Source organism: Actinoplanes sp. NBC_00393 (assembly GCF_036053395.1).
Lineage (GTDB): Bacteria > Actinomycetota > Actinomycetes > Mycobacteriales > Micromonosporaceae > Actinoplanes.
Map to the genome: position 1 here is coordinate 11,307,717 of NZ_CP107942.1, position 22,263 is coordinate 11,329,979.

General features: G+C 71.9%; 17 protein-coding genes. 7 read left to right on the top strand and 10 right to left on the bottom strand.

From position 1 onward, the window contains the following. Positions 1 to 8: 8 nt before the first annotated feature. Together OHA21_RS52145 and OHA21_RS52150 are read right to left on the bottom strand one after the other, a co-directional pair. Positions 9 to 974 (bottom strand): NAD-dependent epimerase/dehydratase family protein, encoded by a 966-nt coding sequence (locus tag OHA21_RS52145; RefSeq protein WP_328468582.1) that lies wholly within the window; start codon positions 972 to 974, stop codon positions 9 to 11. Continuing rightward, the gene (locus tag OHA21_RS52150; protein ID WP_328468584.1) at positions 971 to 2,038 is read right to left on the bottom strand and encodes a Gfo/Idh/MocA family protein; all 1,068 of its coding nucleotides are present in this window, start codon (positions 2,036 to 2,038) and stop codon (positions 971 to 973) included. The genes OHA21_RS52145 and OHA21_RS52150 overlap by 4 nt, the downstream gene beginning before the upstream one ends. A gap of 301 nt (positions 2,039 to 2,339) precedes the next feature. Here OHA21_RS52150 and OHA21_RS52155 point away from each other — a divergent pair, with 301 nt between their 5' ends. Continuing rightward, positions 2,340 to 2,948, top strand: a complete 609-nt coding sequence (locus OHA21_RS52155) for an acyltransferase (protein ID WP_328468586.1) — start codon at positions 2,340 to 2,342, stop codon at positions 2,946 to 2,948. Between the two features lie 503 nt (positions 2,949 to 3,451). On the opposite strand, the gene OHA21_RS52160 is transcribed toward OHA21_RS52155, so the two are convergent. Continuing rightward, complete coding sequence (locus tag OHA21_RS52160; protein ID WP_328468588.1) at positions 3,452 to 3,967, bottom strand: hypothetical protein; 516 nt, start codon at positions 3,965 to 3,967, stop codon at positions 3,452 to 3,454. Between the two features lie 135 nt (positions 3,968 to 4,102). On the opposite strand from OHA21_RS52160, the gene OHA21_RS52165 reads away from it, so the two are divergent. Together OHA21_RS52165 and OHA21_RS52170 are read left to right on the top strand one after the other, a co-directional pair. Then, positions 4,103 to 8,266: an nSTAND1 domain-containing NTPase gene (locus OHA21_RS52165; protein WP_328468590.1), complete on the top strand. Its 4,164-nt coding sequence runs from the start codon at positions 4,103 to 4,105 to the stop codon at positions 8,264 to 8,266. A 155-nt stretch (positions 8,267 to 8,421) separates the two neighbouring features. Continuing rightward, entirely contained in the window at positions 8,422 to 13,869 is a 5,448-nt protein-coding gene (locus OHA21_RS52170; RefSeq protein WP_328468592.1) for an ATP-binding protein, read from the top strand. A gap of 39 nt (positions 13,870 to 13,908) precedes the next feature. Here OHA21_RS52170 and OHA21_RS52175 read toward each other — a convergent pair whose 3' ends face one another. Continuing rightward, positions 13,909 to 14,265 carry a nitroreductase family deazaflavin-dependent oxidoreductase gene (locus OHA21_RS52175; protein WP_328468594.1) on the bottom strand — a complete coding sequence of 119 codons (357 nt, stop codon included), beginning with the start codon at positions 14,263 to 14,265 and terminating at the stop codon, positions 13,909 to 13,911. Positions 14,266 to 14,326: 61 nt separating this feature from the next. Here OHA21_RS52175 and OHA21_RS52180 point away from each other — a divergent pair, with 61 nt between their 5' ends. Further along, positions 14,327 to 14,950, top strand: coding sequence for a class I SAM-dependent methyltransferase (locus OHA21_RS52180; protein WP_328468596.1), 624 nt, complete (start codon positions 14,327 to 14,329; stop codon positions 14,948 to 14,950). A 128-nt stretch (positions 14,951 to 15,078) separates the two neighbouring features. Here the strand turns inward: OHA21_RS52180 and OHA21_RS52185 are convergent, their stop codons facing one another. The 3 genes from OHA21_RS52185 to OHA21_RS52195 all read right to left on the bottom strand — a co-directional run bounded on the left by OHA21_RS52185 (position 15,079) and on the right by OHA21_RS52195 (position 17,496). Continuing rightward, the gene (locus OHA21_RS52185) at positions 15,079 to 15,723 is read right to left on the bottom strand and encodes an RICIN domain-containing protein (protein ID WP_328468598.1); all 645 of its coding nucleotides are present in this window, start codon (positions 15,721 to 15,723) and stop codon (positions 15,079 to 15,081) included. Between the two features lie 124 nt (positions 15,724 to 15,847). After that, the gene (locus tag OHA21_RS52190) at positions 15,848 to 16,594 is read right to left on the bottom strand and encodes a hypothetical protein (RefSeq protein ID WP_328468600.1); all 747 of its coding nucleotides are present in this window, start codon (positions 16,592 to 16,594) and stop codon (positions 15,848 to 15,850) included. Then, a complete protein-coding gene (locus OHA21_RS52195) occupies positions 16,591 to 17,496 on the bottom strand; it encodes an ABC transporter ATP-binding protein (protein ID WP_328468602.1) in 906 nt (301 codons plus the stop codon). Before OHA21_RS52195 ends, OHA21_RS52190 begins: the two co-directional genes overlap by 4 nt. Positions 17,497 to 17,768: 272 nt before the next feature. Here OHA21_RS52195 and OHA21_RS52200 point away from each other — a divergent pair, with 272 nt between their 5' ends. Further along, entirely contained in the window at positions 17,769 to 18,263 is a 495-nt protein-coding gene (locus tag OHA21_RS52200) for a phospholipase (protein ID WP_442875228.1), read from the top strand. On the opposite strand, the gene OHA21_RS52205 is transcribed toward OHA21_RS52200, so the two are convergent. Continuing rightward, complete coding sequence (locus OHA21_RS52205) at positions 18,260 to 18,391, bottom strand: hypothetical protein (RefSeq protein WP_328468606.1); 132 nt, start codon at positions 18,389 to 18,391, stop codon at positions 18,260 to 18,262. The genes OHA21_RS52200 and OHA21_RS52205 overlap by 4 nt on opposite strands. A 683-nt stretch (positions 18,392 to 19,074) precedes the next feature. After that, a complete protein-coding gene (locus OHA21_RS52210; RefSeq protein ID WP_328468608.1) occupies positions 19,075 to 19,743 on the bottom strand; it encodes a hypothetical protein in 669 nt (222 codons plus the stop codon). 139 nt (positions 19,744 to 19,882) lie between these two features. Between OHA21_RS52210 and OHA21_RS52215 the strand changes: the two genes are divergently transcribed. Continuing rightward, positions 19,883 to 21,037, top strand: a complete 1,155-nt coding sequence (locus OHA21_RS52215; protein WP_328468610.1) for a sensor histidine kinase — start codon at positions 19,883 to 19,885, stop codon at positions 21,035 to 21,037. After that, positions 21,034 to 21,693, top strand: a complete 660-nt coding sequence (locus OHA21_RS52220) for a response regulator transcription factor (RefSeq protein ID WP_328468612.1) — start codon at positions 21,034 to 21,036, stop codon at positions 21,691 to 21,693. The genes OHA21_RS52215 and OHA21_RS52220 overlap by 4 nt, the downstream gene beginning before the upstream one ends. Here the strand turns inward: OHA21_RS52220 and OHA21_RS52225 are convergent. Continuing rightward, entirely contained in the window at positions 21,657 to 22,226 is a 570-nt protein-coding gene (locus OHA21_RS52225; RefSeq protein ID WP_328468614.1) for a hypothetical protein, read from the bottom strand. The two genes, OHA21_RS52220 and OHA21_RS52225, sit on opposite strands and share 37 nt — an antisense overlap. Positions 22,227 to 22,263 lie beyond the last annotated feature (37 nt).

The following is a 22,263-nucleotide window of genomic DNA, read 5'->3' on the forward strand; positions in this document are numbered from 1 at the left end:
CACCGGGATCATCGCGACGACCGCCACCAGTCGACCAGACCCTGCAGGCCCTCGGTGAGGGTGAGCTCGGGCTTCCAGCCCAGGCGCTCGTCGGCGGCGGAGATGTCGGCCAGCCGGCGGGTGACGCCGTTGACCGCGCGGGCCGGGCCGTGCTCCGGAACGAGGTCCGACTTCATCACCGAGCTGAGCGCGGCGGCCAGATCCTTGAGGCTGGTCTCCTCGCTGCTGGCGATGTTGAACACGTCGTCGGTGACGTCGGCGCGGGCGGCCAGGATGTTGGCCCGGGCGATGTCCGCCACGTGCACGAAGTCCATGGTCTGCAGGCCGTCGCCGAGGATCAGCGGGGGAGTGCCCGACTCGATCCGCTCCATCCAGCGGATCAGCACCTCGGTGTAGAGCCCGTGGATGTCCATCCGCGGTCCGTACACGTTGAAGTAGCGCAGGGCCACGTAGTCCAGGCCCTTCATGGCGTGGAAGCTGCGCAGCGTCGCCTCGTTGAACGCCTTCGCGGCGCCGTAGAACGTGTCGTTGTTGTACGGGTGATGCCGCTCGGTCGTCGGGAACTCCTCGGCCAGCCCGTACACCGACGCCGACGACGACGCGACGACCTTCTTCACCCCGGCGTCGGCCGCCGCCTCGATCACGTTGAACGTGCCGTCGACGAGCACCTCGTTGGCCAGCCGCGGTTCCTCCGCGCACTGGGTGATCCGGATCGCGGCCAGGTGGAACACCAGGTCCTTGTCCGCCGTCACGTCCCGGACCAGCGCGTTGTCACGGATGTCGCCGTCGACCAGCCGCACCGGGCCGTTGGCCAGAGCCCAGGCCAGGTTCTCCCGCCGCCCCCGCACGAAGTTGTCGAGAACGACGATCTCGGCGGCCCCGCCGCGGACGAGTTCGTCGACGACGTGCGAACCGATCGTGCCCGCCCCGCCGGTGACGAGAGCGCGCGCGCCCTCGATCTGTACCCCAGTCACGCCATGTGCCCTTCGTTGAGCTTGATCATCGTTCCGCCGTCGGCCAGGCTGCGCGAGGCGGCCTGCAGAATCTCCAGCACGCGCAGGCCGGCCCGGCCGTCGGTCAGCGCGGGCGTGCCCGTACCGATCGCTCGCGCGTATTCGTCCACCATGGTCCGCAGCGCCTCGCGCTCGGTCAGAGCCGGCGCGACCATGTCCCCGGAGCGGTAGGACACCAGGATGTCGCGCCGCTCCTGCTCGCCGAGCTCCTCCGGGGAGGCCACGTCGACGCCGCGGTCGTAGAGCGACACCCGCTGGCTCGGGTTCAGGTCGTCCCAGACCAGGGTCCGCTTCGAACCGCCGAAGATCGCGGTGCGGACCTTCACCGGGGACAGCCAGTTCACGTGGATGTGCGCGATCGCGCCGTTGCTCAGCTGCAACGTCAGGTACGCCACGCAGGCCCGGCCGGCGCCGATGCCGTCCGCCCCGTGCGCCGCGACCGCGACCGGCCGGACCGCCGGCGGCAGCACGAAGTCCAGGATCGACAGGTCGTGCGGCGCCAGGTCCCAGATCACGTCGATGTCGCGCTGCACCAGGCCCAGGTTGATCCGCACCGAGTCGAGGAAGTGCAGCTCACCCAGATCGCCGGCGTGCAGCAGCTCCCGGATGCGCAGCACCGCCGGGGTGTAGCAGTAGGTGTGGTCGCACATCAGCGTCAGCCCACGCCGGTCGGCCTCCTCGACGAGCGCACGGCCCTCGTCGTAGGTGGCCGCGAGTGGCTTCTCGACCAGCACGTGCTTGCCGGCGCGCAGCGCCTTCAGCGCGACCGGCAGATGGGTGCCGGCGGGGGTGGCGATGGCGACGGCATGCACGTCCGGGTCGGCGAGGACCTCGTCCAGGTCGGCGGTGACCTGCACGGTCGAATATCCGCCGAGGACCCGCTGGGCGCGGTCGACGTCGAGGTCGCACAACCACCGCAGCCGGAAGGCTGGACTGCCCTGGAAGTTGCGGACGAGGTTGGGGCCCCAGTAACCGGCCCCGACGACGGCGACGCCGATCGCGGGTGCGGATTGCGGAGGAGTCACAGAGATCCGTTTCGTTCTGGAAGCCGCGGCTTCGTCGGGCGAACGGGATTCGTCGATACACCTTGGACGGTGCCGAGGGGAAGCTATCGACTCCGCTCGGTACAACGCCAGATCACTGACGGCATTCAGGCGGAGCCGACGCCGATTCCGGTCCCAACGGTTGAAGGGGGCCCGTCCGTCGGTCGATGGACGCGAGAACCATCGGCCATATTGGACGGCAACGTCGGCTTGCCGACATCGATGGACGGCTTTCACGTTTACCCTGTCCCGGTCCGCCGACCGTCCGCCCGAAGGGTGTCCGATGACCGAGCCGAGCCGCGACGGCGTGACCGTCGCCCCGACCGCCGACGTCGACGACCGGGCCGTGATCGGGACGGGCACCCGGGTCTGGCACCTCGCCCAGATCCGCGAGCAGGCCACCCTCGGCCGCGACTGCAACATCGGCCGCGGCGCCTACGTCGGCCCCGGTGTCACCCTCGGTGACAACTGCAAGCTGCAGAACCACGCGCTCGTCTACGAACCGGCCCGCCTCGGCAACGGCGTCTTCGTCGGCCCGGCCGCCGTGCTCACCAACGACGAGTACCCGCGCGCCATCACCCCCGACGGCCGCCTCAAGACCGGCGCCGACTGGACCGCCGTCGGCGTCACCATCGGTGAGGGCGCCGCGATCGGCGCGCGGGCCGTCTGTGTCGCCCCGGTCACCGTCGGCCGCTGGGCCCTGGTCGGCTCCGGCGCGGTCGTCACCAAGGACGTGCCGGACTTCGCCCTGGTCGTCGGCGTCCCGGCCCGCCGGGTCGGCTGGGTCGGCCGGGCCGGCCGGCCGCTCACCCCGAAGGGCGACAACATCTGGGTCTGCCCGGAGACCGGCGCCGAATATCACGAGGCTGCCGGCAAGCTCATCGAGAGCTGACCCCTTCCCGGTACGCCTACGGGGCTGGACAAGAACTACACGTACCGCCGAACCACGCGACGCCCCACTCTGGTCCCGGCCCCAGCGCGCCCGCCGGGAAACACCACGTGGCCAGCCGCTTCGGCTACGCCGAACCCCCAACCCCGGCTGACGCTCACTGTTGCCTCAACCGCCGGGAGGCAGCGCTGGGCGTCAGCTGCGTGCTGTCGGCTGACGCTGGCTGTTGCCTCAAGCGCCGGGAGGCAGCGCTGGGCGTCAGCTGCGTGCTGTCGGCTGACGCTGGCTGTTGCCTCAAGTGCCGGGAGGCAGCAGTGAGCGTCAGCTGCGTGCTGTCGGCTGACGCTCACTGCTGCTTTAGCGGTGCTGAGGCAGCAGTGGCGGTCAGCTGGACCCGCTGGTGTTTCCCGGCGGCCGCGCTGGGGCCGGGACCCGGCTGGTGATCGCGCGGCTCGGCGGGACGGTCACGATTCGGCGGGGCGGTGATTGCCCGTACCGATGCGGTTTCAGGGACCGAGAGTGATCGTGCTGACCGCGAGTGGGTCGGGGCCGGCCGAAGGCAGATGCAGTTGAAGTTGGTGGCGGCCGGCTGCGGCCGTCGCAGGGATGCGGACGGTGAGGAACAGTTCGGTGACGTCGGGGACGGTGAAGGCGGCGTATCGGGTCAGCCGGTGTTCGAGCGTTCGGCCGTCGAAACGGATCTCCAGCGGGCCCTGATGGGTGCGCGGCCGGTAGGCGAACAGCGGGATCTGCTCGCCGGCGCTGGCGGTGCCCGGCGTGACGAAGCGGAGGCACCCGGCAGCGGCCGGCTGCGCGGCAGCGGGTGGCGCGGCGGCGGCGGGTTGCGCGGCGGCGGGTGGCACGGCCGCGGCCGCGGCGGGTGGCGCGGCTGAGTGCGTGGCCGGCTGGGCGCTGGCGTCGGCGGCGAAGATCGGCAGGGCGAGGGCGGCGCCGGCGAGCAGGGCCACCGGGATCCAGCGGGCGGAACGCTGCGGGCGGTTCTCGAGGATGTCCTGACTCATCGTGATCTCTCCTTGGGTTGATGCGGCCTGACCACCTCGTTGTCACCCGATGCGGTGCCGGGGCGGTACCGGACGGGTATCAGCCCGGTATCAGCGCCGTTGACACCTGGGCTGAGCAGGGTGGACAGTCCGGATGTGGGTATCGGCGTTCTGGGCCCACTGACCATCGACGGCGCCGGGCCGGACAGCCGGATCGGGCCGCGCGACCGGATGGTGCTGGCAGCCCTGGTCACCGTCGGTAGCGAGGCGCTGCGGCTGGAGCGGCTCGCCGAGGCGGTGTGGGGTGAGCATCCGCCGGTCTCATGGCGCAAGGTGCTGCACGGCTGCGTGGCCCGGCTGCGGCGCGCGCTCGGGACGGCGGCGATCGCGACCGTGCCGGACGGCTACCGGCTGGCAGCCCCGGCGAGTGAGATCGACGCCCGCTGTTTCGAGCAGCTGCTCGGGCGCGCCCGCGAGCAGCTCGCGCTGGACGCCGCCGATCGTGCGCTGTTCCTGGCCGGCGAGGCGCTGGCGCTGTGGCGCGGGCCGGCACTGCCGGAGCTGGAGGCCTGGGAGCCGGGCCGGGTCGAGGCGGGCCGCCTGGAGGAGTTGCGCCGCGACGCCGAGGAGCTGCGGGTGGAGGCAGCGGTGCGGGCCGGCCGGCAGGGCGAGGTGCTGGCCGACGCGCAGGCGCAGGTGGTGGCGGCGCCGCTGCGGGAGCGGCGGTGGGTGCTGTTGGCACAGGCCCAGTACGGTGCGGGCCGGCAGGGTGAGGCGCTGGCGAGTCTGCGCCGGGCCCGGCAGGTGCTGACCGCCGAGCTCGGGCTGGATCCCGGGCCGGAGCTGGCCGGGGTGGAGCGGGCGATCCTGCGCCAGGAGCTGCGCGCGCCGGCGCAGCGTCCGCCGCAGGAGTCCGCGGCCTGCCCCTATCTGGGGCTGATCCCTTATGACGTGGATGACGCGGAGACGTTCTTCGGCCGCGACGACGACACGGCGCAGGGCCTGCGCCGGCTGGCCACCGCCGGGGTGCTGGTCGTGGTCGGCGCTTCCGGCAGCGGCAAGTCGTCGCTGGTCCGGGCCGGGGTGGCGGCGGCGCTGCGGGCGCAGGGCCGGCCGGTGACCGTGGTGCATCCGGGGCCGCATCCGATGCGGTCGCTGAGCGTGCTGCCGGAGTCCGGCCCGGCGCCGGCGCTGGTGGTCGATCAGTGCGAGGAGGTGCTGACGCTCTGCACCGACCTGGCCGAGCAGGCCGAGTTCATCACCGCCCTGGCCGGGTATCCGGTGCGGGCGCCGCTGGTCGTGGCGTTGCGCGCGGACCGCCTGGGCGAGATCTGCGAGCATCCCGGCTTCGCCCGCCTGGTCGAGAACGGGCTGTACCTGCTCAGCTCGATGCGCGAGGCCAAGGTCCGCACGGCCATCGAGGGCCCGGCCCGGCAGACCGGCCTGCTGCTCGAACCCGGGCTGGTGGATCTGCTGCTGCGCGACGTGGACTGCGAGCCCGGCCCGCTGCCGCTGCTGTCGCATGCGCTGCGCCAGACCTGGCGGCGCCGGGAGGGCCGCACCCTGACGGTGGCCGGCTACCGGGCCACCGGCGGCATCCGCGGCGCGGTCGCCAACACCGCGGAGGATCTGTACGAACGGACCCCGGTCGAGTTCCGCCCGCTGCTGCGCGATCTGCTGCTGCGCCTGGTCGCGGTCACACCGGAGGGCGAGGCGAACCGGGGCCGGATCCCGCGCCGGCTGATCGCCACCGGCCCAGCCCAGGAGCAGCTGCTCGAACGCCTGGTCGCGGCCCGGCTGGTCACCGCCGGCGAGGACACCGTGGCGCTCGCGCACGAGGCGCTGACCCGGGTGTGGCCGCGGATGCGCGCCTGGCTGGACGAGGACGCCGAGGGCCAGCGGATCCGCCGGCATCTGAGCTTCGCCGCCGACGCGTGGGAGGCGATGGACCGGCCGGACAGCGAGCTGTACCGGGGCGCGCGGCTGGCCCGGGCCGCGGAGTGGCGCGATCGCAGCACGCCGTCGCTGAGCACGGCCGAGGACGCCTTCCTGACCGCGTCGCGCCGGCTGGCCGACACGGAGCGGGCCTTGGCGGCCCGCACCAACCGCCGGTTGCGCACGCTGCTGTCGGTCGCGGTGGTGCTGTTGGTCGCCGCGGCAGGGGCGGGGGCGTACGCGCTGCGCCAGGCCGACCGCGCCGGCGCCGCCGCGTTGTCGGCCGAGGCACGCCGGATCAGCGCGTACGCGCAGACCACCGCCGAGGCCGACCAGTCGTTGCTGCTGGCCGCGGGCGCGATCGTCATGGACGACACGACGACCACCCGGGCCGGGCTGCTCGCCGCGCTCGGCCGCAACCCGGAGCTCATCGGTGTTCTGCGCGGTCCGGAGCGGATGGCCGTCCAGCTCGAGGTCAGCGAGGACGGCGAGGCGCTGATCGTGCTCAACGGGACCCGGGTGGGACGGTTCGACACGCGTACGCACACGGGTTCCTGGCGGCCGCCCGCGGTCGCCGCCGCCGACTCGCCCACCGTCGGGACGATCCGGCCGGACGGCCGGCAGACCGCGATCCCGTACGGGCCGAATGAGGACCCCGGCGTCCGGCTGACCGGCACCGGGGGAGAGGGCACCTGGCTGATCACCCCGCTGAAGCTGGCCTTCGACTCGGTGGCGCGGTCGCTGGCCTACACCGAGGACAGCCGGGTGATCGCCGTGGGCTACCGGCGCGACCAGCACGAGAACACCGAGATCCGGATGTGGCCGGTCGGCGCGATCGAGCAGCCGCCGGCGGTGGTCCTCGGGCCGTGGGTCGTCGACGCCTTCCGGTTCAGCCCGGACGGCCGCCGGATCTGGGCCGCCGGGGACGGCCGGCTCACGGTCCTGGACGTGGGCACCGGGCGGACCGTCCGGTCGCTCCCGGTGGCCGGCCTCGCCTTCGACCTGAGCCGGGACGGCCGTCTGCTCGCCACCGGCGCGGTCCGTGGTGGTCCCGAGGTGGTGCTGGCCGACGCCGCCTCCGGACGGGAGCGGGCGCGGCTGCGTGGCGGCGGCACCGGTCAGGTCCAGCAGGTCCGGTTCTCCCCGGACGGCCGGTTGGTCGCCGCGGCGGTCGCCGACAACACGACCACGGTGTGGGAGACGGGCACCGGCCGGATCGTCGAGGTGCTGCGCGGGCATGCCGACGCCGTGGTGGACATCGAGTTCGGTCATGACGGCGCGACGCTGTACACCGGTGACCGGGACGGCACGACGCTGGTGTGGGATCTGCGCGGCGACCGGCGGTTCGTGGCGCGCCGGGTCCTGGCCGGGCCTGGGCCTGCCACGGCCACCGACGTCGCCGTCTCTCCCGACGGCGGGACCGCGGCGTTCAGCACCGCACGACCCGGCCCGGGCGGCCGCCACCACCTCAGCCGGCTGCGGATCGTCGACCTGAGCAGCGGCCGGCTCCGGGCGGAGTTCGAGATCGGCGAGGTCCGGCATCCGGGTATCGCGTGGCGCCCGGACGGCGCCCGGCTGGCCACCACCAGCGAGGACGGCTTCGTGCGGGTCTGGGAGGCGGGCACCGGCCGGCTGGTGGCCGGGCGGCAGCTGAACTTCCGGCCGGTGAACGGCCTGGTCTACTCCGGTGACGGGAACCGGCTGATCCTCATCGACGACCGGGTCCTGCAGCTCGACGCCGCCACGCTGCAGCCGGGCGGCGAGCTGCTGCGGCTGCCGGGCGACGTGGCGTGGCGGCCGGCGATCAGCCCGGACGGCGGTACGGTCGTCGCCTTCGACGTCCCGCCCGGGGAGACGGTGCCGCCCGAGGCGGGGCGCGCGGTGGCGTACGTCGACCTGCGCCGCAACCGGGCCTATGACCTGCAGGTCGGAGTGGTCGGGGTGGCCGCCGCCTTCTCCCCGGACGGCCGCCGTCTCGCCGTCGGTGGCTACACCGGTGACGTGGTGGTGCTCGACGCCGCGACCCGCGCCGCCGTGCGGCCGCCGGTCGTGGGGCACACCGGCGCCGCCGGGCCGCTCGCCTACTCGGCGGACGGCAGGACCGTGGTGGCGGGCGGTCCCGACGGGCGGGTCTCGGTGTGGGACGGGCGGACCGGCGAGCCGCTGGGTGTGGTCGCGCCGGCGACGGCGGGAGTTCGGACATATCCGGTGTTCCTCCCGGACGGGCACACCGTGCTCGTCGTGACGTCGGAGGGCGCGGTGCACACCTGGGACACCCGGCCGGCCGAGTGGATCGCCTACGCCTGCCGGGTCGCCGGCCGGGACCTGACCGCCGCCGAGCGGACCGAGGCGGCCGGCGAGCACCCACCGGCCTCGGCTTGTTGACTCGTGAGTAACCCTCAATCTGCCTGGCCCTGCGTGAACGGGCTGGTCACCGCGCTGTCGGGCAATCGGCATCCACTACAGTCGGATCGGTTGTCGTCCGCTCAGGGATGCGCTGGCCGACCTGGTGTTCCTGGGATGAGGAAGGGCTCGATTCGGTGTTCCGTCGTATCGCAATCATCAACCGGGGTGAGGCCGCGATGCGGCTCATCCACGCCGCGCGGGACCTGTCCGCGGAGACCGGGACGCCGATCGAGACGGTCGCGCTGTACACCGACGTCGACCGGCACGCCACGTTCGTCCGCGAGGCCGACATCGCCTACGACCTGGGTCCGGCGGCCGCCCGGCCGTACCTGGACCTGAAGGTGCTCGAGCACGCGCTGACCGAGACCGGCGCGGATGCCGCCTGGGTGGGCTGGGGTTTCGTGGCCGAGGATCCGGCCTTCGCCGAGCTGTGCGAGAAGGTCGGGGTGACCTTCATCGGGCCGAACCCGGACGCGATGCGCAAGCTGGGCGACAAGATCGGCTCGAAGCTGATCGCCGAGGAGGTCGGCGTCCCGGTGGCGCCGTGGAGCCGCGGTGAGGTCGCGACCCTGGAGGACGCCACCGCCGCGGCCGCGCAGATCGGCTATCCGCTGATGCTGAAGGCGACCGCCGGCGGCGGCGGGCGCGGCATCCGGGTGGTCCGCAGCGCGGACGAGCTCGCCGACGTCTACGAGCGCACCAGCCAGGAGGCGGCCCGCGCGTTCGGCAGCGGTGTCGTGTTCCTGGAGCGCCTGGTCACCGGCGCCCGGCACGTCGAGGTCCAGGTGATCGCCGACGGCCAGGGCACCGCGTGGGCGCTCGGCGTCCGGGACTGCTCGGTGCAGCGGCGCAACCAGAAGGTGATCGAGGAGTCGGCGTCGCCGGTTCTCGCCCCCGAGCAGGTCGCCGACCTGAAGGCGTCGGCCGAGCGGCTGGCCGTCGCGGTCGGCTACCGGGGCGCCGCGACCGTCGAGTTCCTCTACCACCCGGGCGAGAAGCTGTTCGCCTTCCTCGAGGTCAACACCCGCCTGCAGGTGGAGCACCCGATCACCGAGGCGACCACCAGCTTCGACCTGGTCAAGGCCCAGTTGTTCGTCGCCGCCGGCGGCAGGCTCGAAGGCGAGCGCCCGGTCGAGCGCGGGCACGCCATCGAGGCCCGGCTCAACGCCGAGGATCCGGACCGGGACTTCGCACCGGCGCCGGGCCGCATCGCGCGGCTCGTGCTGCCCGCCGGGCCGGGCATCCGGGTGGACACCGGTGTCAGCGAGGGCGACACCATCGCCGCCGACTTCGACTCGATGATTGCCAAGATCATTGCGTACGGGCGGAACCGTGAGGAGGCGCTCGGCCGGCTGCGCCGCGCGATGGCCGAGACCACCGTGGTGATCGAGGGCGGCGCCACCAACAAGAGCTTCGTGCTCGACCTCCTGCACCAGCCCGAGGTGATCGACGCCAGCGCCGACACCGGCTGGATCGACCGGGTCCGCGGTGAGGGCCGCCTCGTCTCGCACCGGCACTCCGCGGTCGCGCTGACCGCCGCCGCCATCGAGGTGTACCAGGAGGAGGAGCAGGCCGAGCAGCAGCGCCTGCTGTCCACCGCGTTCGGCGGGCGCCCGCAGGTGCAGCACGAGAGCGGCCGGCCGCTGGACCTCAAGCTGCGCGGCGTCACGTACCGGGTGCGGGTCGCCCGGGTCGGCCCGCAGCGCTTCCGCGTCGGCATCGAGGCGGGCGACGACTCCCGGGTCGCCGACGTCGAGGTGGACCGGTTCGACGAGCACACCGGGCAGATCAAGGTCAACGGCACCCGGTACCGGCTGCTCACCGGCACCCACAAGTCGATCCACTTGGTCGAGGTCGACGGGGTCACGCACCGGATCAGCCGGGACGAGGGCGGCGTGCTGCGCTCGCCGATGCCCGCCCTGGTCGTCGCCACCCCGCTCGAGATCGGCGCCGAGGTCGAGGCCGGCGCGCCGGTGCTGGTCCTGGAAGCCATGAAGATGGAGGCGGTGCTGCGGGCGCCGTTCAAGGCCCGGCTCAAGGAGCTCGTGGTCACCGTCGGCAGCAAGGTCGACGCCGGCGCCCCGCTGCTGCGCCTGGAGCCGCTCGCCGGCGCCGAGGCCGAGCAGGCCGCCGTCACCGAGGCCGTGGAGCTGGACCTGCCCGCGGTCACCGGCGAGGCGACCGCCCGCGAGCGCACCACCCGCGGCCAGGAGGACCTGCGCAGCCTGCTGCTCGGCTTCGACGTGGACCCGCACGACAGCCGCCGCGTCCTCGGCGACTACCAGGCCGCCCGCCGGGTGGCCGTGGCGGACGGCCGCCGGCCGCTGGCCGAGGAGCTGGCGCTGATCGAGCTCTTCGCCGACCTGGCCGAGCTGAGCCGCAACCGGCCGGTGGGTGAGGACGGCGACGGCGACAGCCGGGTGCACAGCGCCCGCGAGCACTTCCACACCTACCTGCAGAGCCTGGATGTGGAGCGCGCCGGGCTGCCGGAGGCGTTCCGGTCCCGGCTGGCCAAGGCGTTCGGCCACTACGGCGTCACCGAGCTGGACCGGACCCCGCAGCTGGAGGCCGCGGTGTTCCGGGTCTTCCTGGCCCAGCAGCGTGCCGCCGCCGACGCCAAGGTGATCGCCGCGCTGCTCGGCCTCTGGCTGCGCGAGTCCCCGCCGGACGAGGCGCTGCGCGAGCCGGTCGGTCTCGCCCTGGAACGGCTGATCGCCGCCACCCAGGTGCGGTTCCCGGCGCTGGCCGACCTGGCCCGCGGCGTGGTGTACGCCTGGTTCGCCCAGCCCCTGCTGCTGCGCAACCGGGCCCGCGTCTACAACCTGGTCCGCGGCCACCTGCGCCACCTCGACGCCCACCCGGACTCGCCGGACCGCGCCGAGCGCATCGCCGAGATGGTCCGCAGCACCGAACCGCTGCTGCGCGTCCTCGGCCAGCGGCTGGTCCGCGCCAACCTGGACAACTCGGTGATGCTCGAGGTGCTGACCCGGCGCTACTACGGCAACAAGGACCTCACGGGCGTACGAACCAGTGACGGTTTTGTGATCGCTGAGCGGGGCGGCGCCCGGCTGATCTCCTCCGCGGTCCGGTTCGAGGCGCTGACCAGCACCCTGCACGGCCTCGGCGAGCTCGCCCGCGCCGACGGTGCCGTCGACGCCGACATCTACCTGGCCTGGGAGAACCAGCCGGAGGATCTGGACGCGATGGCCGCCGCCCTGCACGAGGCGGTCAACGCGGAGCCGCTGCCGGCCCAGCTGCTGCGGGTGACGTTCGCCGTCGCCGGGCGCGGTGGCGCGGTGGCCCACCACCACTTCACCTTCCGGCCGTCGATCACCGGGATGAGCGAGGAACGGCTGATCCGCGGGCTGCACCCGTACATCGCGCACCGCATGCAGCTGGAGCGGCTCGGCAAGTTCGACCTGACCCGGCTGCCCTCCTCCGACGAGGACGTGCACCTGTTCCAGTGCGTGGCCCGGGAGAACCCGTCGGACCAGCGGCTGGTCGCGTTCGCGCAGATCCGCGACCTGACCGAACTGCGCGAGCACGACGGCCGGCTGGTCGCGCTGCCGACCGCCGAGGACGTGGTCGCCACCTGCCTCGACTCGATCCGCCGGGCCCAGTCGCAGCGCTCGCCGAAGGAACGCTTCAAGGGCAACCGGATCGTCGTGTACGTCTGGCCGGCCAGCAACCTCACCCCGGAGGAGCTGGAGATGCTGGCCCGCCGGGTGCAGCCGACGACGGCCGCCGCCGGGCTGCAGGAGATACTGTTCATCGCCCGCCAGCGTGACCCGCGGACCGGTGAGCTGGGCAAGTTCGGCATGCGGATCACGTTCGACGCCACCGGGCGGCCCGAGCTGCACCTGGGCGAGCCGCCGTCGGACACGATCGAGCCGCTCGACGACTACCAGCAGAAGGTGCAGCGTGCGGCGGCCCGCAACACGGTCTACCCGTACGAGCTGACCGGTCTGCTCGGTGACTTCGCCGAGTACGACCTCGACGAGAACCACGCGCTGGTCCCGGTGGACCGGCCGAAGGGCCGCAACAAGGCCGCCCTGGTCGCCGGTGTGATCACCACCCGCACCAGCCGGCACCCGGAGGGCGTCACCCGGGTGCTGCTGCTCGGCGACCCGACCAAGGCGCTCGGCGCGCTGTCGGAGCCGGAGTGCCGCCGGGTGGTCGCCGCGCTCGACCTGGCCGAGCGGATGCGGGTGCCGCTGGAGTGGTACGCGCTGTCCGCCGGCGCCCGGATCTCGATGGAGTCCGGCACCGAGAACATGGACTGGGTGGCCGCGGCGCTCAAGCGGATCGTCGAGTTCACCCAGGACGGCGGCGAGATCAACATCGTGGTCGCGGGCATCAACGTCGGCGCCCAGCCGTACTGGAACGCCGAGGCCACCATGCTCATGCACACCAAGGGCATCCTGGTGATGACCCCGGACTCAGCGATGGTGCTGACCGGCAAGCAGTCGCTCGACTTCTCCGGTGGCGTGTCGGCCGAGGACAACTTCGGCATCGGCGGCTACGACCGGGTGATGGGCCCGAACGGGCAGGCGCAGTACTGGGCGCCGGACCTGGCCGCGGCGGTCGAGGTGGTCATGTCGCACTACGACCACACGTACATCGTTCCCGGCGAGACCAGCGTGCGGCGTGCGGCCACCACCGACCCGGTCGACCGCGACGTGCAGGACTTCCCGCACACGGTGGCGGGCAGTGATTTCACCACGGTCGGCGAGATCTTCTCGGTCGCTTCCAACCCCGACCGCAAGAAGCCCTTCGACATCCGTACGGTGATGCGCGCTCTGACCGACCAGGACCACCCGGTCCTGGAACGGTGGGCCGGCATGGCCGACGCGGAGACCGCGGTGGTGCAGGATGTCCACCTCGGCGGCATCCCGGTCTGCCTGCTCGGCATCGAGTCCCGTTCGGTGCAGCGCGGCGGCTTCCCGCCCACCGACGGCCCGGACACCTACACCGCCGGCACCCTGTTCCCGCGCTCGTCGAAGAAGGCGGCCCGGGCGATCAACGCGGCCTCCGGCAACCGGCCGCTGGTCGTGCTGGCCAACCTGTCCGGCTTCGACGGCTCCCCGGAGTCGATGCGCAAACTGCAGCTGGAGTACGGCGCCGAGATCGGCCGCGCGATCGTCAACTTCCGTGGCCCGATCGTGTTCACGGTGATCTCGCGCTACCACGGCGGCGCGTTCGTGGTCTTCTCGAAGGCGCTGAACCCGAACATGACCGTGCTCGCGGTGAACGGCTCGTTCGCCTCGGTGCTCGGCGGCGCCCCCGCCGCGGCGGTCGTGTTCGCCGGGGACGTCAACGCGCGTACCGCCGCCGACCTGCGGGTCCGCGACCTGGAGGCGCGGGCCGCGGCCGCCACCGGCCCGGACCGCAGCACGCTGCTCGCCGAACTCGACGGGCTGCGCTCGTCGGTGCGCGCCGAGAAGCTGAACGAGGTGGCCGCCGAGTTCGACCGGGTGCACAGCATCCAGCGCGCGGTCGAGGTCGGCTCCGTGGACGCGGTGATCGACGCCGCCGAACTGCGCCCGCGCATCATCGCCGCGATCGAGGCCGGCCTGCGGTAACGGCTTTCACCGGCGGGTCAGCTGCGGCTGACCCGCCGGTCAGTCCAGTTCGATCTCGACCAGCGGGCTGCCGTCGATCCAGCTCTGCAGGCTGCCCGCCCAGCTCAGCCCCGGCACGATCGCGCCGAACACCCGCACCCGCTCGTCCGGGTCGGTGACCGGCCGGGCGCGCACCCGAAGGTCGTGACCGGTCAGGTGCAGGGTGAACTCGGGGTGCGCGAGCAGGTTGGCGTACCAGTCCCGCGAGCCCGGGCTGCCGGTCAGCCAGTAACGGCCGGCCGCCAGATACCGCCAGGTCTCGATCCGGCGTGGCTGCCCGCTGCGCCGCCCGATCGTGGTGATCTCCACGGTCATCTGCTGGTCGAGCGCCGCGCGTACCTCGTCTGTCGCCACCATGCGCCCATCCTGCAACCTCAACCGCGCTTCACGTCCAGCCCGCCGCGTAGGGTGTGTGCGCATGTACTGGGAGACGGTCGGCGCGACGAAAACGTTCACCCACCCCGTCAATACAGCCTGGCTGGACGGGGTCAGCCGGAGCGCGCGCATCCTCGACTACGGCTGCGGCTACGGCCGCAGTGTGCGGGAACTCCGCGACCTGGGCTTCAGCGAGGTGTCCGGCGTGGACATCTCGGCCGCACTGATCGCCCGTGGCCGTCAGACCTGGCCCGACCTGGACCTCGCCGTCCTGACCGCACCGCCGGCCCTGCCGCACAGGGCGGCCAGTGTCGACGTCGCCCTGCTGTTGGCGGTGCTCACCTGCATCCCCGACGACGAGGCCCAGCAGGCGCTCGTCGCCGAACTGGATCGCGTCCTGGCGCCGGGCGGCCTGATCCACGTCAGCGATCTCGTGCTGCAGCCGGACGAACGCCATCGACAGCGCTACGCCGCGCACGCCCGGTCGCACGCCGCCCCCTACGGCGTCTTCACGACCGATGACGGCGCGGTCTGCCGCCATCACGACCCCGGCCACCTGCGCGAACTCTTCGCGGCCTTCGAGCTGGTCAGCGAACGGCACGTCGACGTGGCCACGATGAACGGACGCCGGGCCTCGGCCCGGCAGCTTCTGGTCCGCAAGGCATAGCGTCCGCCCGCCGCGCGTGACTCACGGCTGATCCGAAGCCGATCCGAAGCCGGGACGAACCAGGTCGACAACGTGCCTACTGGATTGCGCAGCGTTGCTCATCGAAGCCTCGGTGCAGGTTGATCGAATCAATATCGAGTTCGCCATTGCTGGTGATTGTTGTTCCACCTGCATGTGTTGACCCGCACGACGGTGCCGTCGGTGGTTTCTCCGTCGGAGGGAAGTTCCAAACAGTTCCCATCGTCGCCGTACTGCAGTTGCCAGTAGTGCAGACGTTTGCCGACGTCGGTGGTCCGATGCTTATAGTGCCAGGACGAAGCGCTGTCGCAAGAAATCTGAACCACGATCAGATCGCGCCGTGCGGCAAGACAGAGGTCGCTGTGCTGAAATGAGAGCTTGACCCCACCCCGTTGTTCAGCCTCGCTCGCCACGAACATTTGATGAGGTTTGTCGATGCAGGTGAACTGGCTCACCGGCACTCCTGCGTTGACCTCCTCCGCGGATATCTCCAAGCATTTTCCGGATTGAGCGCTGGCGATTTCGCCGATGGCGCCGACGGGGAAAGCCGGTTTGTCGTACCCACTTCCCAATGTCGGAACCGAAGTAGGTGTGCCGGCCGGATCCCTCGACGGAGACACTTTTCCCGGATTGTTGATCGCATAGCTGGCCGCCGCGGTGACCAAGGCGGCTGTGACAACGCCGCACGCACTGATAACCGCAACTTTGACGGCGGTGGAGTGCGCCGGATCTCTGCCTTCATTGCGCGTCGGCATGTATCCATTATGCATGCAGAAGCAAGCACGGATCACCGGGCGATAATGATCAGAATTCACATTCGGTCACGGTCGGAGATATCAATTCTCAGATGCGGACCCGCGCGTTCAGCGCACCCCATGATTATCGGTCGACGTCGGTTCGCAGCAGGCGCCAGCCGCCGGCCGCGACCGCGGTCACCGCCCACAGGGCCATGGTCACCCGGGCCGAGGTCGTGGTCATGTCCTCGCTCGGGCCGTCACCGAAGATCAGGAAAAGGGCGCCGGCGCCCGGCAGGTGCGCGGCCAGCTCGGTGGTCCACGTGTACGGCATCTGCGCCACCAGCAGCGGCAGGACCAGGACCAGCGCGATCACGATGACCAGCGCCGCGGCTGTGCTGCGGGTGACCAGGCCCAGGCCGATGGCGAGCAGCGCGCCGGTCAGGTAGACGAAGGCCAGGTCGCCGAGGGTCCGGGCGCCGTCGCCGGCCGGCAGCCCGGCCTCCGGGTGCACCGCCCACACCACCATGGTCGCGCCGACCACCATCGCCGACGCCAGCAGCGTCATGGTGGCGGCGATGACACCCGCCCGGGCGGTCAGCAGGACACCGCGCCGGGGCGTCCACTGCACGGTCGGCACGATGCCGCGGGTGCCGTGGTCGGCGGTGCTGGTGACAACCGCGAACGCGAGGATGCCGAACAGCGCGAACAACCCTGCCGGCCGGCCGCCGTCCCAGGCGCTGGCGCCGGACGGCAGGCCCTCGCCGTCGGTGGCGACGATGCCACCGAAGCCGGCGACCACGGCCGCGGAGGCCAGCGCGAAGATCCAGGAGGAGCGGACGCTCCAGATCCGGGCCCATTCCGCGATCCCGGTACGCGCGAACTCGGTCACTGCTGTGCTCCCTGGTAGTCGACGCTGCCCTCGGTCAGCGACAGATAGGCGGACTCGAGCGACTGCTCCACCTCGGCCAGGTGATGCACCGCGATGCCGAGTTCGCAGGCGAGGTCGCCGATCTCCGCTGCGGAGAGCCCGGCCACCTCCAGTTCTCCGGGCGCGGTCGCTTCCACGACCGCGCGAGCAGCCAGGGCACGTTCAAATTCAACGGCCTGCGGCGTACGGATGAGCACTCGCCGCCCGCCCAGCCCCCGCAGAACCTCGTCGACTCCGGCGTCGGCGATCAACCGTCCCCGGCCGATGATCACGACCCGGTCGGCGATCAACTGCATCTCGCTCATCAGATGGCTGGAGACCAGCACGGTGCGGCCCTCGTCGGCGAACCCGCGCAGCAGCGCCCGGATCCACCGCACCCCGTCCAGGTCGAGGCCGTTGACCGGCTCGTCGAACAGCAGAACCCGCGGATCGCCGAGCAGCGCGGCGGCGATCCCGAGCCGCTGCCGCATGCCGAGCGAATACCCCTTGATCCGTCGCCCGGCCGCCGCGGTCAGCCCGACCTGCTCGATCACCTCGTCGACGCGGGAGCGGGGGATCCCGTTCGCGTAGGCGCCGACGCGCAGGTGGGCCCGGCCGGTGCGGCCCGGGTGCATCGCGGCGGCGTCGAGCAGCGCGCCGACCTCGCGGACCGGGGCGGCGTGTTCGGCGTACCGTTTCCCGTTGATCAGGGCCGTGCCGCTGGTGGGCCGGTCCAGACCCATGACCATGCGCATAGTGGTGGATTTTCCGGCCCCGTTGGGGCCGAGGAAGCCGGTGACCTTGCCGGCCGCGACCTCGAAGCTGAGATCGTCGACGGCGCGCACCGTGCCGTACTGCTTGGTGAGTCCCTTGACGCTGATCATGAACCGTCCGCCTCGTCGGGTGCCCGGGAGCAGTGTGCCACCGGGTAGACCCTCTCGATCGAATAACGAGGCGAAGCTATCGAAACTCGATCGGTAGCGCAAGCAATTCGATTGTTTTCTCCTGGGCGTCCGGGAGTCTGATTCCACTTAGATCGATAAATTGCAATGTTGCTATGTAACAGAGGTGCTCTTGGATGCGCACACTTAGTGATCGTTCAGGTGATCCCCAGGAGCCCACATTGAGCGCTTCCGTCCCGGCCCACCGGCGAGCACTGCTCGTCGTCCTCCTCACCGTCCTGGCCGTGTTCGGCGCGGCGGCCCCGGCCTACGCCGTGACCGCCGCCGAGAAGGCCGCCGTCCTCTCGTCCTTCACCCAGACCAGCGCCGGCAGCTACCAGAACTGGAACGCGGCCCGGCAGAACCGCGCCCCCTGGTCGGCGTACGGTTTCGACTGGGGCACCGACTACTGCTCGGCCAGCCCCGACAACCCGCTCGGCTTCGACTTCAAACTGTCCTGCTGGCGGCACGACTTCGGCTACCGCAACTACAAGGCGATCGGCGCCTTCAGCGCGAACAAGAGCCGCATCGACTCCGCCTTCTACGCCGACCTGAAACGCCGCTGCGCCACGTACGCGACCGCCGTCCGGCCCGCCTGCTACAGCCTGGCCTGGACCTACTACCAGGCCGTCTCCGTCTTCGGCTCCCTCACCGCAGTCAGCAACGCCGACCTCCGAGCAGCCGCCGACCTGAAAGCCCAGGCCACCTAGACAGCCGCCCGCCGCCCGCCGCCCGCCGCCAGCCGCCGGCCGCCCGCCGCCGGCCGCCGGCCGCCCGCCGCCGGCCGGTAGTGCCGGTAGTGCCGGTAGTGCCGGTAGTGCCGGTAGTGCCGGTCCACGGTGGCGCCCGACCCGCCAGCCGGGCGCCCACGGTCCAGCTGTCCCTCAGTGTCGTTTCCCGCCGCTTGAAGCAGCCCTGGAAGTCAGCCCGGGCCGTCCGGCTGACTCCCAGGGCTGCCTGCACGGTTGCCGTTGCCGTTGCCGTTGCCGTTGCCGTTGGCGTGGCCGGCCGGTCCGGTGCCGTGCAACGCCGGACGAGAGGGGCAAATCGGCCTTGCATTGCGGTGGCCCGGCGCTGCGACCGGTTGCGGATCGCCACAACAGCCGCAACTCCCAGCCGGGGCGATCCACAAGGCGGTTCCGCGGCGCCGGCTGTGAGCTGTGGCCGCCTCAACCGGCCGGAAGGGTGCACAACTCCCAGCCGGACGATCCAAAGGCCCGGAAATACGGGTCCGGCTGTGCCTTACGGCGACCGCCCGGCCCCAACCCCCAGCTGGCCCGCCGATCAACCGGTAGGCCGGCGAGTGCCGACGCCAACGGCCGGCGGAACCGTCACCCGAGCCGGCAGTCATCGAGCGACTGCCGGCGTGCGCTACGGCAGGGGTGCGCTACGGCAGGGGTGCGCTACGGCAGGGGTGCGCTACGGCAGGGGTGCGCTACGGCAGGGGTGCGCTACGGCAGGGGTGCGCTACGGCAGGGTGCGGCGAACCGCCGGCCATGAACGCCGCAGTGGCCCGTCATGTCAGGCCGGCACTGCCTCGACGGCGACGACTGTGCTGCTGGACCGGCTGAAGGCGCGCGCCCCCAGCATGACCAGCGGCGCGAACATGACGGCGAGCACCGTGGTGGGGATCCAGCCGACCGGCGGCGTCAGGAAGAACCCGATGGTGGCGACGCCGTACAGAGCCGGCGCCCACCAGCCGAGCACGCCCGCTCGGGTGTAGCCGACGAGCATGACCAGCAACGCCGGGAACAGCAGGAAGCCGGTGATCACCCAGGCGGTGGTGCCGCCGAGAGCCTCCGCGCTCTCGTAGACGCGGACCGCGTCGGCGACCGGCAGCCCCTGATGCAGGGCGATCTTGTAGAAGTCCGAGTACACCTGGCCGGACACCGAGATCATCCCCAGGGCCGCCGGCACCGCGCCGGCCATGGCGAGCACCGCGCCGCGGCGGCCGCGCAGCAGGCCGAGCGCGCCGACCAGACCGAGCGCGAGCAATGCCCAGCCCAGGCTGAGCAGGACGGCCGACAGCTGGGCGCGGCCCGGCATGCCACCGAGAGCAGCGAGGTACGTCGCACTCTCCAGATCCTCCTGCGGCGGCACGGTCGCCCAGCCGGCCACCTCGACCACCACCCCGGCGATCAGGGCGGTGCCGGTCAGCCGGCGGCGGGTCTGGTCAACGTCGAAAGTCATGTCACTCTCCGTCTAAGTTGCGATCAACGAGAGGGACCGTACGAAGCGTTGATCTAGCCGGGCCTCCGCTGTGGCGCTGAATCCGGCCTCCGTCTTGCGACGGAGGTGCCGGCGCTGCCCGGTGCCGTATCGTCGGCCGGTGCCACGACGGGGAACGGTGAACTACGCGCAGCTGGGGGCGCCGGCGCTCGGCGTGCTGCTGGCGATCGCCGGGGTTTACGAGGCGTATGCGGACGCGTTGTGGCAGCAGCATCGTCCGGCGGCGGCAGCGGTCGCGGTCGCGTACGGATCAGCGGTCTTCCTGGCCGGCTTCCGGCCGCTCCCGGCGCTGCTGGCTGTCACCGTGCTCTACCCCGGCTCCAAACTGCTCGGTCTCACCGATCTCGGCGGCGCCGGCCTGGTCGCGATGCTGGCTGTCGTCGGCTGGGCGGCCGCCCGTGCCGCATCGATCCGGTGGGCGGGCCTGCTGACCGCGGCCCTGATCGTCGTGTTCGGCATGACCACGGTCAGCGAGAACGCGCCGCTGTGGGACCCGGTGTTCTTCGCGCTCGCCGCGGGTGCCGCCTGGGGTGCCGGCAGCCTGGTCCGGCGCGAGGGCGCCCGCTCCGCCGAGCTCGCCGAACTGGCCGCGCAACTGGCCGAGGAACGGGAACTGCGGGCACGGCAGGCGGTCGCCGCCGAACGCACCCGCATCGCCCGCGAGCTGCACGACGCCGTCGCCCACTCGGTCAGCGTGATGGTGCTGCAGGTCGGGGTGGCCCGCCGGCTCTACGGCAAACCCGAGGCCGAACAGCTGCTCGGCGAGGTGGAACGCCTGGGCCGGGACTCGGTGGCCGAGCTGCATCGCACGGTCGGCATCCTGCGCGACAACGATCAGCCCGACGACGACACGCCGCAGCCGGCGTTGCGCTCCCTGGTCGCCCTCGCCGAGCAGGTCAGCGCGGCGGGCTGCCCGGTGACCGTGCAGGTCGAGGGTGAGGCGGTGGCGTTGGCGGCGGGGTTGGAGCTGTCGGCGTACCGGACGGTGCAGGAAGCATTGACCAACGTGCTGCGGCATGCGCCCGGCGCCGCGGCCGAGGTGCGGCTGCGTTACGCGCGTGACGAACTCACCGTCGAGGTGTGCAACACGGCGGCCACGCGGCCCGCCGTCGCCGTGGCGGGCACCGGCGGCAACGGGCACGTCGGCATGCGCGAGCGGGTCAAGCTGTACGACGGCGCCCTGAGCGTGGGCCCGTCAGCCGGCGGCGGCTACCGGGTCGCCGCGACGTTTCCGATCCGAGGGCGACTGCCATGACCGTACGCGTGCTGCTCGCCGACGACGAAGCACTGGTCCGGGCCGGGCTGCGGCTGCTCGTCGACAACGAACCCGACCTGCTCGTGGTCGGCGAAGCCGTCGACGGCCTGGAAGCGGTGCTACTGGCCGGACGCACCGCGCCGGACGTCGTGCTGATGGACATCCGCATGCCCCGCCTGGACGGCATCGAGGCGGCCCGCCGGATCCTCGCCGCCCACCCGGAGTCGCGGGTGATCATGCTGACCACGTTCCGGGAGGACCGCTACCTGCAGGAGGCACTGCGCTCCGGGGTGAGCGGCTTCCTGCTGAAGGTCTCCCCACCCCAGCAGATGCTCGACGCCATCCGCATCGTCGCCGACGGCGGCGGCCTCCTCGACCCGTCAGTCACGCTGCGAGTCATCGAATCCTTCGCCGGCCATCCCGGCCGCACCACCCGAGCCGACGAACTGTCCCGGCTCTCCCCACGCGAACTGGACGTCCTCGCCTTGGTAGCCCGCGGCCTGTCCAACGCGGAGATCGCCGCCAGGCTCTACATCGGCGAGGCCACCGTGAAAACCCATGTAGCCAACTTCCTGACAAAGCTGAACTTACGCGACCGCGTGCAGGCGGTGGCGTTCGCCTACGAGAGCGGCCTGATCCGCCCCGGCGAGACGTGAGACCGGGGCGCCGCAGCCAGGCCGAACGGAACGACGTCGACCTGGTCGGCGTCGGGAACGCGTAGCTGGCGGCGAACAGCGCTGTAGAAGCGGGGGAGCTCGGCCAGCACACGGTGGCCCGGTGTCACTGCCTTGCCTTCGTCCTCGTCAGTGCCTCCCTGGGCGACGACCCGCAGCCAGAAGCAATGCGCCTGGATACGCCGCGCCGATTCCTGGACGTCGAGGCTGCCGACGATGCGAATCTGCTCGCGCAGCGCACGCAGCCGGACGTGCAGATCGTCGACCAGTTGGCGCTGGGCGAGCTGGTCGTCCGCCGGCCCGATCAGCATGGTGGGGTTGCCGGCGAGGCGGCCCGCTGAGTGGGACAGCTGCCTGGCCGTGGCGGTGAATTCGGCACACAGGCGATAGAGCTCCTGATCCCAGCGGGTGGAGAGCTGGGCCCGCTGCTTGGCCCGCTCTACCAGGTAGGTGGGGGCGAAGCCGATGGCTGCACCGAGGACCAGCGTGATGATCGTGGCGACGAAGTCGGGCATTCATCGACCGTACGGAGACTGGGCAACCGTGAAGGAG

Bases quoted from the DNA above. Each gene is read 5' to 3' on its own strand.
- OHA21_RS52155 (WP_328468586.1), top strand. From the start codon at position 2,340: ATGACCGAGCCGAGCCGCGACGGCGTGACCGTCGCCCCGACCGCCGAC.
- OHA21_RS52160 (WP_328468588.1), bottom strand. From the start codon at position 3,967: ATGAGTCAGGACATCCTCGAGAACCGCCCGCAGCGTTCCGCCCGCTGG.
- OHA21_RS52175 (WP_328468594.1), bottom strand. From the start codon at position 14,265: ATGGTGGCGACAGACGAGGTACGCGCGGCGCTCGACCAGCAGATGACC.
- OHA21_RS52180 (WP_328468596.1), top strand. From the start codon at position 14,327: ATGTACTGGGAGACGGTCGGCGCGACGAAAACGTTCACCCACCCCGTC.
- OHA21_RS52185 (WP_328468598.1), bottom strand. From the start codon at position 15,723: ATGCCGACGCGCAATGAAGGCAGAGATCCGGCGCACTCCACCGCCGTC.
- OHA21_RS52195 (WP_328468602.1), bottom strand. From the start codon at position 17,496: ATGATCAGCGTCAAGGGACTCACCAAGCAGTACGGCACGGTGCGCGCC.
- OHA21_RS52210 (WP_328468608.1), bottom strand. From the start codon at position 19,743: ATGACTTTCGACGTTGACCAGACCCGCCGCCGGCTGACCGGCACCGCC.
- OHA21_RS52220 (WP_328468612.1), top strand. From the start codon at position 21,034: ATGACCGTACGCGTGCTGCTCGCCGACGACGAAGCACTGGTCCGGGCC.
- OHA21_RS52225 (WP_328468614.1), bottom strand. From the start codon at position 22,226: ATGCCCGACTTCGTCGCCACGATCATCACGCTGGTCCTCGGTGCAGCC.